Here is a 15,819-nt window from a genome sequence, read left to right on the forward strand (position 1 = left end):
CCCGATGGACACCTCAACCGACCGGCCACGTGCGGTGCTGTTCGATGTCGACGGCACCCTGGTGGACACGACGTACGTGCACACCATCGCCTGGTGGCAGGCACTGCGCGAACACGGCCACCTGGTGCCCATGGCGCCGATCCATCGAGCCATCGGACTCGGCTCGGACAAGATCCTCGACCATCTGCTGGGCGATCACGACAACGGGCAGGACGATGCGATCACGGCGTCCCACGCGACGCTGGTCGCCGCCTGGTACCAGCGGTTCACACCGCTGCCGGGTGCCCGCGACCTGCTGAAGCGCTGCCACGACGAGGGGCTCACGGTGGTGTTGTCGACCTCGGCCGACCAGCGTGACCACGACGCGCTGCGTGACGCCCTGGACGCCGAGGCGTGGATCGACGAAGCGACGACGAGTGAGGACGCCGACCAGAGCAAACCCGCTCCGGACATCCTGACCGCCGCACTCCAGCGCATCGGGGTGCGGGCGCAGGAAGCGGTGTTCGTAGGGGATGCGGTGTGGGACGTGCAGGCGGCAACCCGGATCGGCATGCCCTGCATCGGCCTCGAATGCGGGGGCACCAGCGCCGCCGAGTTGCGCGATGCGGGTGCCGTCGCGGTGTGGAGCGACCCGGCCGACCTGCTGGCGCACTGGTCGCAGTCGCCACTGCACGACCGGACGCCGGCGTAACCTCGACCGCACGGATAGCGCCGACTACGTGGGCGGCTCCTGGAACGACGCCGCCTGCTGCTCGACCTGCGCCACCGATGCGGCGGGCAGCGACACCGACGTCACGAACGGCAATCCCCGCGCCGCTGAGTCCGAACATGTGACGATGACGTCCGAGCGGGGAATCTGAATGTCCCTCCAGCGCAGAGGGATCCGCAGGTATCCGACCCGTGGGTCGGCAAGGGCCGGCGCCACTTGGGACGCGTCGTCCAACGCCACCCCGATCGTCCGGCAGCGGCCGTCACCTTGCACCGTCGCCAATCCCAGCGGCCCGCCGCCCGACCAGGAGATCCAGTCCGACCACGACAGCAGCAGCGCGTCGACCGTCTTCGTCTGCAGCAGCCGCAACGTGTTGTAGACCGACGCCTCGACCGCGGCGGCCGCCCAGCCCGCCGGGGCCGACGGGGGCACGACGGTCAGCGGCGCCACCTGCGCCACGACCGACAGCCGCTCGCTCAGCCCATGCGCAAGGCTCTGCCCGATGCGGGCCGACGCATCGCCGTACCGACTGTCGGTGTGCACGTGCGTGACCCCGGCCATCGCGGCGGCGTCGAGCACCCTCGCCACCTCGGCGAGATCGACGCCGCCGCCCAGGCGTGCCGCATCCAGGACCCACGGACCCTGCCCGATCGGGTTGGGCACCGTGCCGGGCAGCGGCGCCGGCACCGCACCGCCCGCGTCGATGAAGCGATCCAGAAGGACCCGCCACGGCACCGCGACCGGGTCCGGCACACCGCGCAGTGCGCGGGCCGCGACGGTGAAATCGCGCAGCGTGTCGATCGTGCAGCGCAGCCTTTTCACCGGTCCGGTCAGCGGCGGGTTCACGGACAGGTCCGCGGTGTGCCGACGGATCCAGGGCGTGACGTGTTCACGGTCGTAGTGATCGGTGGCGATGCGGTGTGCCTGCCGCAGCAGCCCGGCGCTGAAGACCTCCGCGCCCAGCCCGGTGATGTCGGTGACCGCCACGCGGATGTACTGCTCGCCCGCGGCCCGCATGTCGTCGATCATCTGTTGCACGAACGATCCATCCGGCACCACGTTGTCGCCGGTCAACCTCACGACCAGGTCGTCATCGGCCAGGTCACGGGTTGCGTCGTAGAAGCGCCGCAACGGATCGTGCAGCGACCCGCGGAACACCGCCACCCCGATCTCGCCCAGGGCATCGGCGATGGCGTCGTCCTCGGGCTGATCGCTGGTGGCCACCACGACATCGAGCCCGGTGTTGCCCGCTCGGCGGGCCGCCAGCGCCACGACGGGCTGGCCCGCCACCGTCAGGAGTGCCTTCCCCGGCAATCGGGACGAGGACAGCCGGGACTGCAGGAGCACGCGGGTCGGCATGACACGTGACGCTAGCGGATAGCCTGATGGCTGTGCTGCCCACGACCCGCATCCCCGACCCGATGAGCGCCGCGCCGCTGCGCTGGGGATTCAGCGCCCCCGGCGGCATCGCCGCGACGATGGCCGCCACCATGCACGCGAACTCGCGACAACGCGTCGTGGCCGTCGCCTCCCGTTCCCAGGACCGCGCGGACGCCTTCGCGGGCGAGTTCGGCGTCGAGCGGGCGTACGACGATCTGGCGGCGATGTGCGCGGATCCCACGGTGGACGCGGTCTATGTCGCCTCCCCGCACTCCGGTCATCTCGACCAAGCCCTGGTCGCCGTCGAAGCGGGCAAACACGTCCTGGTGGAGAAGGCCTTCACGGTGGACGCAGCGCAGGCCCGACGCCTGGTCGAGGCAGCGCGGAGGAACGGCGTTACCTGCATGGAGGCGATGTGGACCCGCTTCCTGCCCGGCACCGACGTCGTGCGGCAGCTGTTGGCCGACGGCGCGCTCGGCGACCTGGAGGCGGTGTACGCCGATCACGGACAGTGGTTCGCCTACGACCCGCAGCACCGGCTGTTCAACCCGGATCTCGCGGGCGGCGCATTGCTCGACCTCGGGATCTACCCGGTGTCGTTCGCGGCGTTCGTGCTGGGCACCGACCTGCACCTACGCGCCAGCGGCCGTCCGGCGCCGACCGGCGTCGACGGCCATGTCAGCATCGTGGCCACCCGGGACGACGCGACGGCCGTCCTGGACACCACACTGTTCGCGCGGACCCCCACGACGGCCTCGATCAGCGGCACGCAGGCACGCCTGGAATTCGCGGCCGACTTCTACACCCCCACTCCCGTCACCCTGATCGGCCGCGACGGCGACAGCGAGACGATCGACCCCGGTCCGCTGCGCCGGCACGAGGGATTGGTCTACGAGGCAGCGCATTTCGCGCAGCTCGTGGCCGACGACCGACGCGAGTCACCGTTGCTGCCGCTGGCGGAAACCGTCGCCATCATGGACCTGCTCGATGAGATCCGCAGGCAACTGTGATCCCCCAACTGGCCAACCTGGCCGCCGATTCCGCCCGGCCACGGGTCACCTACTACAACGATGCCACCGGCGAGCGCATCGAACTGTCCGGCTCCACCGTGCTGCGCTGGGTCAACAAGGCGGGCAACTGGTTGCAGGACGAGATGGATGCCGCCCCCGGCACCACGGTCCGGGTCGACATCCCGCAGGACCACTGGCGCGCGGTCTACTGGATCCTGGCCACCTGGGCGGTCGGTGCCGTCCTCAGCGACGATCCCGATGCGGACGTACGGGTCGCGATGGACGATCCGGCCGCGGACCTGTCCGAGCCGGAGGCTTCCTGGCTGCCTCGGAGATCACCGGCCAACCGGATGCGTTCACGCCGTACGTCGATCCGGGCCCTGACGACCTGGCCGTCGACCTGGGCGGTGAGCAGGTTCCCTACGCCGCACTGCAGGCGGCGGCAGACCACACGGCGCCCCGGGTGGTGGTCGGCGCCGACCTACCGCAGACGCTGCTCACGACGTACGCGCGTGACGGATCGCTCATCCTGCTGCGGCACGAGGATCCCGGCAAACGCGCGTCCCGACTGGCCGCCGAAGGGTTGCCGATCGCCTAACCGACGGTGCGGCGCCGATCCGCCTCGTCCTCGATGGCCCGCCGCTCGGCCTCGCGCCGCAGGCGGCGTTTGATCTGCTCATCGGTGCGCTTGCGCCGGCGGTCGACCACTTCTTCATCGGTGGGCAGCTCGTAGTTGTCGCCCATCAACTCCGACAGGTAGCGATCCATGATCTCGTCCATCGGGCCGTCGCCGACCAGGTGCCCGCCGCTGAGGTAGAGCCCGCGCGTGCAGAAGCGCAGCAGGTCCGGACCGGAGTGGGAGACCAGGAAGAGGGTGCGCCCCTGATCCAGCAGGCTCTCCATGCGGTTGTAGCACTTCTCCCGGAACGCGGCATCGCCGACGGCCAGCACCTCGTCGACCAGGATGATGGGCTCGTCCAGGCAGGTGATCACCGAGAAACCCAGGCGCACCTGCATCCCGGAGCTGAAGTGCCGGTAGGGCACGTCGAGTCCGGCGCGGACCTGGGGACCGGCGAAATCGACGATTTCGTCCCAGCGCTCCTCGACCTGTTCCTTGGACATGCCGTGCAGCCCGGCGGTGAGGTAGATGTTTTCGCGCGCACTGAGTTCGCCGATGAAGCCACCGGTGAGTTCGATCAGCGGCGCGACCCCCTCGTTCACTTTGGCGCGCCCCTCATCGGGGATCAGGGTGCCGGCGATCAGTTTCAGCAGCGTCGACTTTCCGCCGCCGTTCCCGCCGACCAGGCCGACCGCCTCCCCGCGACCGACGGTGAAATTCAGGTTGCGCAGCGCCCAGAAGGTGTCGCGTTTGTGGGCGCTCCTGCCGGTGAAGACGATCTCACGCAGCGACAGGCTGCGCTTCCGTCCGCGCAAGAACTCGATCCCCAGGTCCTCGACCTCGATGACCGGCTCTCCGGGATTGGTCTTCCAGGTGACGGTCGACTCGACCGGCGCCAGGGCGTAGTCGTCGATGCGGTGCTTGTGCTCGGGGTCGTAGCCCTCGGGGTCGTTGGCCTTGCGCACCGGTCGCCAGCGCAGTTTGCCGTTGGCCCCCATCACCGGCTCGCCGATCGGCCCGAGCGGCGGCGACTGATCGGTCATCTCAGATCTCCTTCAGGACCGGGGATTCGAGTTTGCGGAAGACCCACATGCCGAAGATCAACCAGAAGATGGTGATGGCCGTACAGGTTGCCCAGGCGAAGTAGTCCGGGTGGATCTGCGGGCTGAGGAAGCCCAACCGGTACATGTCGTTGATGCCGGTCAGCGGGTTGAACTGCAGGATGGTCTTGGCCCAGGCGTGCTCTTTGTCCAGCATGCCCACCGAGTAGACGATCGGGGTCAAGTAGAAACCCATCCGCAGCATGATGCGCACGATGCGGATGAAGTCATCGACCAGGGCCGTGACCGGTGCCATCACCAGGCCGAGACCCACGCACAGGAAGAACTCCAGGATCAGCGCCGGTATCCACAGCACGAACCGCCAGTTGAGGTGGATCTGGTCGCCGGTCACCGAGAACAGCAGAATGAACGCGATCAGGATGGGCAGCGACATCAGGTGTTCGATGCCTTTGGCGATCACGACCCGGATCACCCACAGCTCCCGCGGCAGGTTGGTCGAGCGGACCAGCAACCGCTCGGAGTACAACGCCCGGGCCGTCTCGTTGATCGAGTTGTTGAACCAGTTCCAGGCGAGCAGACCCGCCAGCAGGAAGACGACGTACGGCGCGCCCTGGGAGCGACTGTGCGCAATGTCCGTGCTGCCGGTGGTCTTGATGCTGTAGATCACCCCGAAGACGAACCAGTAGACCAGCGTCATCGCCAACGGATCGATGAGCGTCCACAGGTACCCGAGGACGCTGCGGGCGTAGCGGATGCGCAAGTCCCGCCGGACGAGCGTGCCGAGCACCTTGCGGTAGTCGACGATCCTGCGGAGGCGTTCGAGCATGGACGTGTGATCCTTACGTGGTCGGGCGTGCCGGGTCAGGCTACCCGTCAGTTGCTGGGGGTCTGCTGGGCGGACTCTGCAAGCCGTACCCGGCTGGTCAGGAAACCCCACCCCCAGGACACATGCATCGTCGCCAGTACGCCGGGTAGCAGCGCCCGCACCGTGGCTGCCTCGCCGCGTGAAATGGCGATACCCCCGACGCTGATCGCCCCTGCGTACGCCAGCGGGATCGCCCACAACGGTCGCCACGCCAAGCCGCCGAGTGCGCCCGCGGCGATCGCGACCACAGCGGTCGGCGGCGCCAGGTAGCGCAGGTTGATCGACCCGCGGTGCTCCCGGGCCACCACCCGACGCCACATGCCGTACTGCTTGTACTGGGTCGCCAGGGCCCGGAACGTGCCACGGGGTCGATAGGTGACCTTGAGCTGCGGGGTGAACCACACAGTCCCCCGGCCTGGCGGATGCGGTAGTTCATCTCCCAGTCCTGGGCGCGTAGGTAGCGCGGGTCGTAGCCGCCGACCCGGTCCAGCCACTTGCGGTCGAAAACGCCGAGATACACGGTGTCGGCCGGCCCGGGGGCGCCGCCCTGCTTGAACTTCACGCCGCCGACACCGATCTTGCTCTTCATCGCGCAGGCGACGGCGCGTTCGAAGTCGGTCGTGCCCTCGGCGTCCATGATTCCGCCGACGTTCGCGGCGTGCTGCTCAGCCAGGGTGCGCACCGCGGTGGCGAGATATCCCGGGGACAGGATGCCGTGGCCGTCGACACGGGCGACAACGGGGTACTGCCCCTTGGCGATCGCGGCGTTCAGGCCCGCCGGAGTACGACCCGTGGGGTTGTCGACCAGGACGACGCGCGGATCCGCGGCGGCCAGACCCGCGGCCACCTCGTCGGTCCGGTCGTGGGAGGGGCCGAGCGCGAGGATCACCTCGATCGGTGCGGCGTACTCCTGCGCGAGGATCGCGTCGACCGACTCCGCCAGGTGCCGTTCTTCGTTCAGGATCGGCATGATCACCGAGATTCCCGGCTCGCTCTCGTCCAGCACCCGGCAAGGCTACCCGGACCGGCCAGGTTGCCCGGTTACCCTCGCCTGCGTGAGCGGATACGAGGACCAGCGAGCGCAACCGATCCCGGTACGCCGTCGGTTGCCGTCGGCAGCGCCGCAGCAGGCCACCCGAGCCATGCCGGTGCGGCCGGCCGGACCCGCGCCACGCCCTGCCGGGCCCTCGGGTCCGGCGGGGCCGGTGCGGCAGCCCGCTGCTGCACCCGCACCCAAGCCGCGTCGCAAGCGGCGGTGGCGGCGCGTCGTACTGGCCGTCGCCCTGATCATCGCCCTCTGGCTGGCGTTGCTGGCGTGGGCCGGTTTCAGCGCCTGGGGCGCGGTCGACAAGATCGCGGCGTTCCCGACCGGGGACCGGCCCGCGGCGGGGTCGGGCACGAACGTGTTGCTCGTCGGCTCGGACTCACGAGCCGGCTTGAGCAGTGAGGAAGCTCACGATCTGGGCACCGGCGGGGCGAACGTGAGCCAGGGCAGCGCCCACACCGACTCGATCATGCTGCTGCACCTGCCCTCCTCCGGCCAGCCGACGCTGGTCAGCTTCCCCGGGACAGTTACGTGCCGATCCCGGGCCATGGCCGCAACAAGATCAACGCCTCGTTCGCGTTCGGCGGTGCTCCGCTGCTGATCGAGACGCTGGAGGACGCCACGGGCCTGCGGATCGATGGCTACATGGAGATCGGTTTCGGCGGCTTCGCCGGCGTCGTCAACTCCGTGGGCGGGGTGCGGATGTGCCTGCCTGAGGCGGTCAAGGACGACTACGCGCACATCGACCTGCCGGCCGGTTGCCAGACACTCAACGGCAAGGACGCCCTGGGCTACGTGCGCTCCCGGCACGCGTTCGCCGAGGGCGATCTGGCCCGCGCCAAGCACCAGCGTGAATTCCTCGCGGCGCTGATGAGCAAGATCGCCAGTCCGGCCAACGTCCTGATGCCGTGGAAGCTGCACAGCATCGGCGTCTCCGGCGCCCAGGGGCTGGCGGTCGACAACGAGATGTCGCCGCTGATGGCGTTCAAGACGGTGTGGGCGCTGAAGGGCATCTCCTCCAGCGGCACGTCCGTCCAGGTCCCGATCGCGGGTAATGCCAGCACCAACGTGGGCGACGTGCTGCTGTGGGACAAGCCCAAGGCGCTAGCGCTCTTCGAGGCGTTGCGCAACGACACCGCGTTGCCGACGTCGGTGTCGCCGTGAAGCTCGGAGTGCACCTCGGGTATTGGTCAGCCGGTCCGCCGGCGAGGGCTGGGGAGATCGTGCGCGCAGCCGACGACCTGGGTTTCGACGCGATCTACAGCGCCGAGGCCTACGGCTCCGATGCGTTGACCCCGCTGGCGTGGTGGGGAGCTTCCACAACCCGCATCCGCCTGGGCACCAACGTGATCCAGTTGTCAGCTCGGACACCCACCGCCACGGCCATGGCGGCGATGACGATGGACCATTTGTCCGATGGCCGGTTCATCCTGGGGCTGGGCGTCTCCGGGCCGCAGGTCGTCGAGGGATGGTACGGCCAGCGGTACCCCAAGCCGCTGGCCCGCACCCGCGAGTACATCGACATCGTGCGGCGCACCGTCGCTCGCGAGGTCGTGACCTCGGGCGGCCCGCACTACCCGCTGCCGTTGATCGACGGCGGCACCACCGGCCTGGGCAAGCCGCTGCGCTCGACGTTGCACCCCTACCGCACCGATCTGCCGATTTTCCTGGGCGCGGAGGGACCCAAGAACGTCGCGCTGGCCGCCGAGATCGCCGACGGCTGGTTGCCGCTGTTCTTCTCCCCGCGCAGCGACGACTTCTATCGCGCGGCGCTGGCGGAGGGTTTCGCCCGGGCCGGGGCACGGCGTACGGCGAGCGATTTCGAAGTGCACGCCTCGGTGCCGGTCATCATCGCCGACGACCTGGATGGCGCCGCCGACCTGGTGCGCCGCAACCTGGCGCTCTACGTCGGCGGTATGGGTGCGCGCGGCCAGAACTTCCACCTGGACGTCTTCGCCCGGATGGGCTGGGAGGACGTCTGCGCGCAGGTGCAGGATCTCTACCTGGACGGCCGCAAGGACGAGGCGGCCGCCGCCATCCCGCTGGAGATGGTCGACGACGTGGCCCTCGTGGGCCCGGCGGCACGGGTGCGCGAGCAGTTCAGCCGGTGGGAGCCGACCGTGGTGACCTCCCTGCTGGTGCAGGGGGTCACCTTCTGGCCGGACCCGGTCGCCGGGCTGACGACCCTGGCCGAGACGTTGAGCTGAACCTCAGCCCTTCAGCAACTGGCGGGCCATGACGACGCGCTGGATCTGGTTGGTGCCTTCGTAGATCTGGGTGATCTTGGCATCGCGCATCATCCGCTCGACCGGGTGGTCCTTGACGTACCCGGCGCCACCGAGGAGTTGCACCGCATCGGTCGTGACCTCCATGGCCACGTCCGCGGCGTAGCACTTGGCCGCGGCGCCGAAGAAGGTCAGGTCGGCGTCCCCGCGCTCGGATTTGGCCGCCGCGACGTAGACCATCTGCCGGGCCGTCTCCAGCTTCATGCCCATATCGGCCAGCATGAATTGCAACCCCTGGAACTCCGCGATGGCCTTGCCGAACTGCTTGCGCTCCTTGACGTAGGCAAGCGCGTAGTCGAGGGCGCCCTGCGCGACGCCGATCGCCTGGGCGCCGATGGTGACCCGGGTGTGGTCCAGGGTCCGCAACGCGATCTTCAAGCCCTCGCCGGGCTCACCGACCATCCGGTCCCCCGGGATCCGGCAGCCCTCGAAGATCAACTCCCGGGTCGGGGAACCCTTGATGCCCATCTTGCGTTCGGGAGCGCCGAAGGTGAACCCCTCATCGTCCTTCTCCACCACGAACGCGGTGATGTTGCGACCGCGAGGACCATCGGGATCGGTCACAGCCATGACGGTGTAGAACTGCGAGACACCGGCGTTGGTGATCCAGGACTTCTGCCCGTTGAGGATGAAGTCGTCCCCGTCGGCGGTCGCCTTGCACTTCATCCCGGCGGTGTCCGAACCCGCCTCGCGCTCGGACAACCCGTAGGAGAACATCGCCTCACCCCGCGCCACCGGCGGCAGGTACTTGGCCTTGACCTCCTCCGAAGCACCCAGGATGACCGGCATCGAACCCAACTTGTTGACCGCCGGGATCAGGGAGGAGGACACGCACGCCCGGGCCACCTCCTCGATCACGATGCACGTCGCCAGAGCGTCCGCGCCGACCCCGTCGTACTCCTCCGGGATATGCGGAGCATGGAAATCCGAAGCCACCAGCGCGTCCAGCGCAGCCTGCGGGAACTCGCTCTTCTCATCGACCTCGGCTGCATGCGGCGCGATCTTGTCCTCGGCGACGGCACGAACCGCGGCCCGCAGCTCCTCGTGCTCCTCAGAAGTCTTGAACAGGTCGAAATCAGGGTTTCCGGTCACGTTTTGAATGCTACCCGCCTGCCCGGCCTACTAAGCAACCGCTTAGCTCCCAGTCCTCGCGACTATCCTCCGGCGGATGAACCCACTCCCGCGGCGTACGGCGATCGGCTTGGTGGTCGGATCCGGTGTCTCTGCCGTGCTGAGTGGCTGCCACGCCTCGAGCCCCGCCACGACTAGCGCGACGTCCATCCCACCGACCACCGAGTCACCCCAAGCGCTGGCGACCGCGCGCCTGGCGCGAAGCGGTTTGTCCCCAGCAGCCGCGCCGGTGCCCGGAGCAACCGGTGTCTCAACCGCCGTCAACTCCGCTGCCGTGGTTGTCGGTACGGTTCCCGCCTCGGCGGTGAACACCCTGGCGACCCTTGCGATGAGCTACACCCCGACGCTGGCACAGCTGTGCTCCATCCCCGCGCCGCGCGAGAGCACCCTGATCCTGGCTCCGGCCACGGCCGCCGAATACGACCGCTGGACCAACCAGTCGTTGAACCCGGAAGAACGGGGAGTGACCGTCGTCGTCGAACACGTCGCGCCGTGGATCGCGCTCAAACCGGCACTGACCACCGCCGAGCAGCAGAATGTCCTTGCCCACGAGATGCTGCACGCGCTCACGTTGACGCCCCAGGCCCGTGCCACGCAGCCGCTGTGGCTCACCGAGGGATTTGCCCAACTGGCCGCTACCGACGTCACGAGCGTCCAGGCGTTGTCAGCCAAGCCGCCCCCGGCGGCGCATCTGCCCAGCAATGCCCAGTTCGTCGCGGACTCCGGGACGTCGTACGTGCTGGCGTTCCTCTTTGCCGTGTTCCTGCAAATCCGCCGCAAGGACGCCGTCTCCGCGTTCTACACCCCGGCCGTGACGAGCAACCCCGCTGATTTGAATGCGTTGGCGCGCAGGGTTTTTGGCGCAGACATCGCAGGGTTGACCCGCCAGTGGCAGACGAGCTACTCGGCCGAGCTCAGGAAACTTGCGGGATGACTTCCTCGCTGAACCGTCGCAGGGACGTGTCGTCGTACGCCGCGTCCGGGAAGTAGCAGATCGCGTAGTCCATGCCGGCCTCGTTCAGGCCGTGCAACGTCTCCACGATCTGGTCGGGCTCGCCGACCAGCGGCTGCTCACGCAGCGCGCCGGCGTGTGCGCGTGCCTTCTCCACGCCGATGTACGGCGCCAGCCGGTCGGTCAGGTGCGTCACCGTGGCGTCGATCTGCTGGGGCGAACCGATCAGCACGTTGTAGTTCGCCGACCGGGTGATCGAGGAGAAGTCGCGGCCCAGGCTGTCGCAATGCTGCTGCAGCACAGCCGACTTCGCCTCGAAGTTGCCGGGCGTACCGTCGAAGTTGGTGTAGTCGGCGTACTGCGCCGCGATCTTCAGCGTGACCTTCTCACCGCCGCCGGCGATCCAGATCGGGATGCGGTTGGTCTCACTGGTGGTCTGCACCGGCTGCGGATGGCACAGCGCGCCGTCGACCTGGTAGTACTTTCCGTCCAGCGTCGCCGACCCGGTCGTCCACATCTGCCGGAATATCTCAACACCTTCCCGCAGGCGGCCCAATCGCTCACCGGCAGGGGGAATCCGTACCCGTAGGCGCGCCATTCGTGCTCGTACCAGCCGCCGCCGATGCCCATCTCGACGCGGCCGCCGCTGATGACGTCGACGGTGGCGGCGACTTTGGCCAGGTAGGTCGGCTCGCGGTAACTCATGCAGGTTCACATCTGGCCCAGTCGCACCCGAGCCGTCGACGCGGCGTACGCCGACATCAGGCTCCACGCCTCGTGCGTGGCCTGGTCGCTGGGCTGCGGCGTGGTGTGGAAGTGGTCGTAGACCCACAACGACTCCCAGTTCGGATCCGCGTCGATCGTCGACGCCAGGCCGGACATCACCTCCCACTGCCGGGCCGGGTCGATCCCCACCAGATCGAACCGCCACCCCTGGGGCACGAACGCACCGAATCGCATGTCAGCTCCCTGCAATCTCTGATCGAAGCGACGCACCCTTGGCGTGCGCCTGGTCCCGCAAGGTGGACTGGAAGTCCACCATCGACGTACGCACGTGGGCAGCAAGCGAATCCGTCCCAGAGGCGATGATCCTGGCCGCGAGCAGCCCCGCGTTGCGTGCTCCGCCGATCGACACGGTCGCCACCGGCACGCCTGCCGGCATCTGCACGATCGACAGCAACGAGTCCATCCCGTCCAGGTACTTCAGCGGCACGGGTACGCCGATCACGGGCAGCGGGGTCACCGCGGCGAGCATGCCGGGCAGGTGGGCAGCCCCGCCGGCACCGGCGATGATGACGCGCAGTCCCCGGCCCGCGGCGTGCTGGCCGTACTCGATCATCTCGGTCGGCATCCGGTGGGCCGACACCACGTCGGCCTCGAACCCGATCCCGAACTCCGTCAGCGCGTCGGCGGCCAGTTTCATCACCGGCCAGTCCGAGTCGCTGCCCATCACCACACCGACGATCGGATCACTCACGGACAGTTCCCTCCAGGTAGTCGGCAGCGTGGCGGCCCCGCTCACGCAGGTCGGCCAGATCAGTACCCGTCAGGTTGACGTGGCCGATCTTGCGGCCGGGCCGGACCGCCTTGCCGTACAGGTGGATCTTCAGCCCGGGATCACGAGCCATCAGGTGCCGGTAGGTGGGATACAGATCCTCGTCCCGGCCGCCGAGCACGTTGGTCATCACCGTCCACTGCTCGAGCGGGCGCGGCGAGCCCAGCGGCAGGTCGAGCACCGCGCGCAGGTGCTGTTCGAATTGCCCGGTGACCGCTCCGTCCATCGTCCAGTGGCCGCTGTTGTGCGGGCGCATCGCCAGTTCGTTCACGACGAAACCGCCGTCGGGCAGTTCGAAGGTCTCCATCGCCATGACCCCGGTCACGCCGAGTTCGCCCGCGATCCGCAGCGCCGCCTCGGTCGCCCGAGCGGCGAGGTCCGGCCGCAGCTGCGGCGCCGGCGCGAGGACCTCGGTGCAGATGCCGCCGGTCTGGACGGTGTGCACCACCGGCCAGGCAGCGGCCTGCCCCGATGGGCTGCGGGCGACCAGGACCGCCAGTTCACGCACGAACGGGACCGCTTCCTCAGCGAGTAGGGGCTCCCCGTGGGCCAGCCAGTCGGCCGCATCGTCCACCGACGACACCAGCAGGACGCCCTTGCCGTCGTACCCGCCGGTGGGCGTCTTGAGCACCACCGGCCAGCCGTGCGTCGCCGCGAACGCGGTGAGTTCCTCCGCGGTCCGCACTCCGGCCCACGCCGGGCACGGCACGCCCATGCCGGTCAGTCGCTTCCTCATGGCGAGCTTGTCCTGGGCGTAGACCAGCGCCTCCGGCGAGGGATGCACGGCGACACCCGCCTCGACCAGCGCGTGCAGAACGTTTTGGGGGACGTGCTCGTGGTCGAAGGTGATCACGTCACAGTCACGGGCGAAGGCCAGCACCGTGTCGACGTCGGTGTAGTCGCCTACCGGAGCGGACGGGACGACGAATCGGGCCGCCGAATCAGCGGATTCACACAGAACCGACAGCGTGATGTCGAGATTGACCGCGGCGGGTGCGCACATCCGGGCCAATTGACCGCCGCCGATGATGCCCACGACCGGAAAGCCGCCTGGAGCCCGTCGCGGTGCCGTCACGCCGCTATCGTAGGGGGTTACCCTTGGACCTCGTGCGTACCCGCCTCATCGACGCCTTCCACCGACTGTGGCGTGAGCTGGCCAAGTTCGGAGTCATCGGCGCGATCTCCTTCGTCATCGACCTGGGCGGGTACAACGTGCTCATCGCCGGCCCGATGTCGCATAAGGTGACCACCGCGAAAATCATCAGCGGCGCCGTGGCGACTGCCTTCGCCTGGGTCGGCAACCGGTACTGGACCTTCCGGGACCGGCGCAACCGGCCGGTTCATCACGAGGTGTTCCTGTTCTTCGCCGTCAACGGCGTCGCGCTGGCGATTTCCGCCGCGTGGGTCGCCTTCGCCCACTACGTGTTGCACGCCCACACCACGTTGATGCTCAACGTGCATGCGTTCATCGGCATCGGACTCGGAACCGTCTTCCGCTTCTGGGCCTACCGCAACGTGGTCTTCGCCAATGAGGACGTCGACGGCGACGGCGCCGAAGCGGCTCAGGATCGCGATTCGGAGAGGAACAGCGCGAACACCGCCGGATGAGCCGAACGCAGTTCGAGCCGGCCGCCGTTCGCGGCTGCCAGGTCACGCGCGAGGGCCAGGCCGAGCCCGGTGCCGCCGGTGCTGACCCGTCGCTCGAAGATCCGCGGCGCTAGCGCGGCGTCCACCCCCGGGCCGTGATCGGAGACTTCGACCACCACCGACGGTCCGTTACTGCGGGCCCGCACCTCCACGGTGCCGGCGCCGTGGATGAGCGCGTTCTCCAGCAGGGTCGACAGCACCTGAGCAAGATCACCGCGGGCGCACAGCACCTGTAGCCCGCGCTGTCCCGTCACCCGCACGGCCCGGCGCGCTCCGGTGAACGCCGGCTGCCATTCCCGTTGCAGGGCCGCGATGACCGAGTCCAGGGAAACGGTCTCGGCAGGTTCGTCGTCCTGGGTGCGGGTGCGATGCAGCAGTTGCTCCACCACGTCGGTCAGCCGTTCCACCTGCTCGATGGCGGCGTGCGCCTCCTCATGGATGAAGACGATGTCGTCGGTCTCGGCAATCTCGTCCAGCCGCATCATCAGCGCTGTCAACGGGGTGCGCAATTGATGACTGGCGTCGGCCGCGAAGTCCCGTTCGGCGGCGATGCTGCGCGACAGGGAGGCAGCGCGCTGCTCGAACACCGCGGCGATCCGGTCGAACTCCTGGACGCCGCTGTTCAGCGGCGGACCGCTGCTCCCGACGCGGGTGTCCTCGGCGCGGCGGACGAGTTCATTCACCGACGACGTCACCCAGTCGACGTTGCGCACCGTCAGCCAGCAGGCGACCGCGAACGAAACGACCCCGGCAAGCAGCACGGCTAGTCGCGCTGGCCAATCGGTGGCGATGGCGATCCCTGCCACCGTGGGCGGCAGTCCGGCGCAGGTGAGGGCTACCAGCCCCTCGCGGGTCAGGCGCCGGCGCACGTCAACTCAGGTCCCGTCTGGTTGCTCGAACCGGAAACCGACCCCGCGGACCGTGGCGATGAACCTGGGGTTCGTCGCGTCGTCACCGAGTTTGCGCCGCAGGACCGAGACGTGCATGTCGAGGGTCTTGGTCGAGCCGTACCACGAGGTCTCCCAGATCTCCTGCATCAGCTGCTCACGCGAGACCACCTTGCCCGCCTCGCGCACCAGGACCCGCAGCAGGTCGAACTCCTTGGCGGTCAGCTGCAGCTCCTCGTCGTCGATGAAGGCCCGGCGGCCCTCGGAATCGATCCGCACGAAGGCCTGGTCGTCCTCCGCGATGGGCTGACGCCGCAGGAGCGCACGGGCGCGGGCCAGCAGCTCGGCCAGGCGGAACGGCTTGGTCACGTAGTCGTCGGCTCCGGCGTCCAGCCCGACCACTGTGTCGACCTCGTCCGCGCGCGCCGTCAGGATCAGCACGGGTACCGAGTTTCCGGCGGCGCGCAGCCGGCGACAGACCTCCAGACCGTCCATCACCGGTAGGCCGAGATCCAGGATCAACAGATCGGGGTTGTCCTCCGCGCCCTGGAGTGCGGCCGCTCCATCGGGGGTCACCTCGACGTCGTATCCCTCGCGACGCAAAGCGCGGGCCAGGGGTTCGGAAATCGTCGGATCGTCCTCCGCGAGCAGTACGCGTGTCATGGTGTGGATG

The 15,819-nt window shown here is 68.7% G+C and carries 17 protein-coding genes and 1 pseudogene; 8 read left to right on the forward strand and 10 right to left on the reverse strand.

The window, feature by feature from the left end; all coding sequences use genetic code 11:
- The first annotated feature begins 4 nt into the window (after window positions 1–4).
- Entirely contained in the window at window positions 5–691 is a 687-nt protein-coding gene (locus ACFQBT_RS13510; protein WP_377823408.1) for an HAD family hydrolase, read from the forward strand.
- Between the two features lie 24 nt (window positions 692–715).
- On the opposite strand, the gene ACFQBT_RS13515 is transcribed toward ACFQBT_RS13510, so the two are convergent.
- Window positions 716–2,068 carry an aldo/keto reductase gene (locus ACFQBT_RS13515; RefSeq protein WP_377823409.1) on the reverse strand — a complete coding sequence of 451 codons (1,353 nt, stop codon included), beginning with the start codon at window positions 2,066–2,068 and terminating at the stop codon, window positions 716–718.
- Window positions 2,069–2,094: 26 nt separating this feature from the next.
- Between ACFQBT_RS13515 and ACFQBT_RS13520 the strand changes: the two genes are divergently transcribed.
- Window positions 2,095–3,099, forward strand: coding sequence for a Gfo/Idh/MocA family protein (locus ACFQBT_RS13520; protein WP_377823411.1), 1,005 nt, complete (start codon window positions 2,095–2,097; stop codon window positions 3,097–3,099).
- The gene (locus ACFQBT_RS13525; protein WP_377823413.1) at window positions 3,096–3,770 is read left to right on the forward strand and encodes a TIGR03089 family protein; all 675 of its coding nucleotides are present in this window, start codon (window positions 3,096–3,098) and stop codon (window positions 3,768–3,770) included. Before ACFQBT_RS13520 ends, ACFQBT_RS13525 begins: the two co-directional genes overlap by 4 nt.
- Here ACFQBT_RS13525 and ACFQBT_RS13530 read toward each other — a convergent pair.
- From ACFQBT_RS13530 to ACFQBT_RS13540, 3 genes are all read right to left on the reverse strand, one after another.
- The gene (locus tag ACFQBT_RS13530) at window positions 3,694–4,761 is read right to left on the reverse strand and encodes an ABC transporter ATP-binding protein (RefSeq protein WP_377823415.1); all 1,068 of its coding nucleotides are present in this window, start codon (window positions 4,759–4,761) and stop codon (window positions 3,694–3,696) included. The two genes, ACFQBT_RS13525 and ACFQBT_RS13530, sit on opposite strands and share 77 nt — an antisense overlap.
- Before the next feature lies 1 nt (window position 4,762).
- Window positions 4,763–5,605 (reverse strand): ABC transporter permease, encoded by an 843-nt coding sequence (locus ACFQBT_RS13535; RefSeq protein WP_377823416.1) that lies wholly within the window; start codon window positions 5,603–5,605, stop codon window positions 4,763–4,765.
- A gap of 97 nt (window positions 5,606–5,702) precedes the next feature.
- Window positions 5,703–6,650 (reverse strand): glycosyltransferase, encoded by a 948-nt coding sequence (locus ACFQBT_RS13540; protein ID WP_377823418.1) that lies wholly within the window; start codon window positions 6,648–6,650, stop codon window positions 5,703–5,705.
- Between the two features lie 49 nt (window positions 6,651–6,699).
- On the opposite strand from ACFQBT_RS13540, the gene ACFQBT_RS13545 reads away from it, so the two are divergent.
- The 3 genes from ACFQBT_RS13545 to ACFQBT_RS13555 are packed head-to-tail and all read left to right on the forward strand — an operon-like array spanning window position 6,700 to window position 8,896.
- Window positions 6,700–7,290: a hypothetical protein gene (locus ACFQBT_RS13545; protein ID WP_377823420.1), complete on the forward strand. Its 591-nt coding sequence runs from the start codon at window positions 6,700–6,702 to the stop codon at window positions 7,288–7,290.
- Window positions 7,221–7,853: an LCP family protein gene (locus ACFQBT_RS13550; RefSeq protein WP_377823422.1), complete on the forward strand. Its 633-nt coding sequence runs from the start codon at window positions 7,221–7,223 to the stop codon at window positions 7,851–7,853. Before ACFQBT_RS13545 ends, ACFQBT_RS13550 begins: the two co-directional genes overlap by 70 nt.
- Window positions 7,854–7,861: 8 nt before the next feature.
- Entirely contained in the window at window positions 7,862–8,896 is a 1,035-nt protein-coding gene (locus ACFQBT_RS13555) for an LLM class F420-dependent oxidoreductase (RefSeq protein WP_377825489.1), read from the forward strand.
- A gap of 3 nt (window positions 8,897–8,899) precedes the next feature.
- Here ACFQBT_RS13555 and ACFQBT_RS13560 read toward each other — a convergent pair whose 3' ends face one another.
- The gene (locus tag ACFQBT_RS13560; RefSeq protein WP_377823424.1) at window positions 8,900–10,066 is read right to left on the reverse strand and encodes an acyl-CoA dehydrogenase family protein; all 1,167 of its coding nucleotides are present in this window, start codon (window positions 10,064–10,066) and stop codon (window positions 8,900–8,902) included.
- Between the two features lie 76 nt (window positions 10,067–10,142).
- Here ACFQBT_RS13560 and ACFQBT_RS13565 point away from each other — a divergent pair, with 76 nt between their 5' ends.
- A complete protein-coding gene (locus ACFQBT_RS13565; RefSeq protein WP_377823425.1) occupies window positions 10,143–11,039 on the forward strand; it encodes a hypothetical protein in 897 nt (298 codons plus the stop codon).
- Here the strand turns inward: ACFQBT_RS13565 and ACFQBT_RS13570 are convergent.
- From ACFQBT_RS13570 to ACFQBT_RS13580, 3 genes and pseudogenes are all read right to left on the reverse strand, one after another.
- A pseudogene (locus ACFQBT_RS13570) lies at window positions 11,020–12,017 on the reverse strand (LLM class F420-dependent oxidoreductase). The gene ACFQBT_RS13565 and the pseudogene ACFQBT_RS13570 overlap by 20 nt on opposite strands.
- A 1-nt stretch (window position 12,018) precedes the next feature.
- Window positions 12,019–12,507: a 5-(carboxyamino)imidazole ribonucleotide mutase gene (gene purE, locus ACFQBT_RS13575; RefSeq protein WP_377825491.1), complete on the reverse strand. Its 489-nt coding sequence runs from the start codon at window positions 12,505–12,507 to the stop codon at window positions 12,019–12,021.
- Between the two features lie 19 nt (window positions 12,508–12,526).
- On the reverse strand, window positions 12,527–13,687 hold the full coding sequence (locus ACFQBT_RS13580; RefSeq protein ID WP_377823427.1) for a 5-(carboxyamino)imidazole ribonucleotide synthase: 1,161 nt from the start codon (window positions 13,685–13,687) through the stop codon (window positions 12,527–12,529).
- Between the two features lie 32 nt (window positions 13,688–13,719).
- Here ACFQBT_RS13580 and ACFQBT_RS13585 point away from each other — a divergent pair, with 32 nt between their 5' ends.
- A complete protein-coding gene (locus tag ACFQBT_RS13585; protein WP_377823428.1) occupies window positions 13,720–14,220 on the forward strand; it encodes a GtrA family protein in 501 nt (166 codons plus the stop codon).
- On the opposite strand, the gene ACFQBT_RS13590 is transcribed toward ACFQBT_RS13585, so the two are convergent.
- Window positions 14,175–15,128, reverse strand: a complete 954-nt coding sequence (locus tag ACFQBT_RS13590) for a sensor histidine kinase (RefSeq protein ID WP_377823429.1) — start codon at window positions 15,126–15,128, stop codon at window positions 14,175–14,177. The two genes, ACFQBT_RS13585 and ACFQBT_RS13590, sit on opposite strands and share 46 nt — an antisense overlap.
- A 6-nt stretch (window positions 15,129–15,134) precedes the next feature.
- Window positions 15,135–15,809, reverse strand: a complete 675-nt coding sequence (locus tag ACFQBT_RS13595) for a response regulator transcription factor (protein ID WP_377823432.1) — start codon at window positions 15,807–15,809, stop codon at window positions 15,135–15,137.
- Window positions 15,810–15,819 lie beyond the last annotated feature (10 nt).

Origin of the sequence: Branchiibius cervicis (assembly GCF_042661605.1) — a bacterium.
GTDB lineage: Bacteria > Actinomycetota > Actinomycetes > Actinomycetales > Dermatophilaceae > Branchiibius > Branchiibius cervicis.

What these genes read in the sequence shown, in the direction of transcription:
- ACFQBT_RS13510 (WP_377823408.1), top strand. Translation starts at nt 5, where the DNA reads ATGGACACCTCAACCGACCGGCCACGTGCGGTGCTGTTCGATGTCGAC.
- ACFQBT_RS13515 (WP_377823409.1), bottom strand. Translation starts at nt 2,068, where the DNA reads ATGCCGACCCGCGTGCTCCTGCAGTCCCGGCTGTCCTCGTCCCGATTG.
- ACFQBT_RS13520 (WP_377823411.1), top strand. Translation starts at nt 2,095, where the DNA reads ATGGCTGTGCTGCCCACGACCCGCATCCCCGACCCGATGAGCGCCGCG.
- ACFQBT_RS13530 (WP_377823415.1), bottom strand. Translation starts at nt 4,761, where the DNA reads ATGACCGATCAGTCGCCGCCGCTCGGGCCGATCGGCGAGCCGGTGATG.
- ACFQBT_RS13535 (WP_377823416.1), bottom strand. Translation starts at nt 5,605, where the DNA reads ATGCTCGAACGCCTCCGCAGGATCGTCGACTACCGCAAGGTGCTCGGC.
- ACFQBT_RS13565 (WP_377823425.1), top strand. Translation starts at nt 10,143, where the DNA reads ATGAACCCACTCCCGCGGCGTACGGCGATCGGCTTGGTGGTCGGATCC.
- purE (WP_377825491.1), bottom strand. Translation starts at nt 12,507, where the DNA reads ATGGGCAGCGACTCGGACTGGCCGGTGATGAAACTGGCCGCCGACGCG.
- ACFQBT_RS13595 (WP_377823432.1), bottom strand. Translation starts at nt 15,809, where the DNA reads ATGACACGCGTACTGCTCGCGGAGGACGATCCGACGATTTCCGAACCC.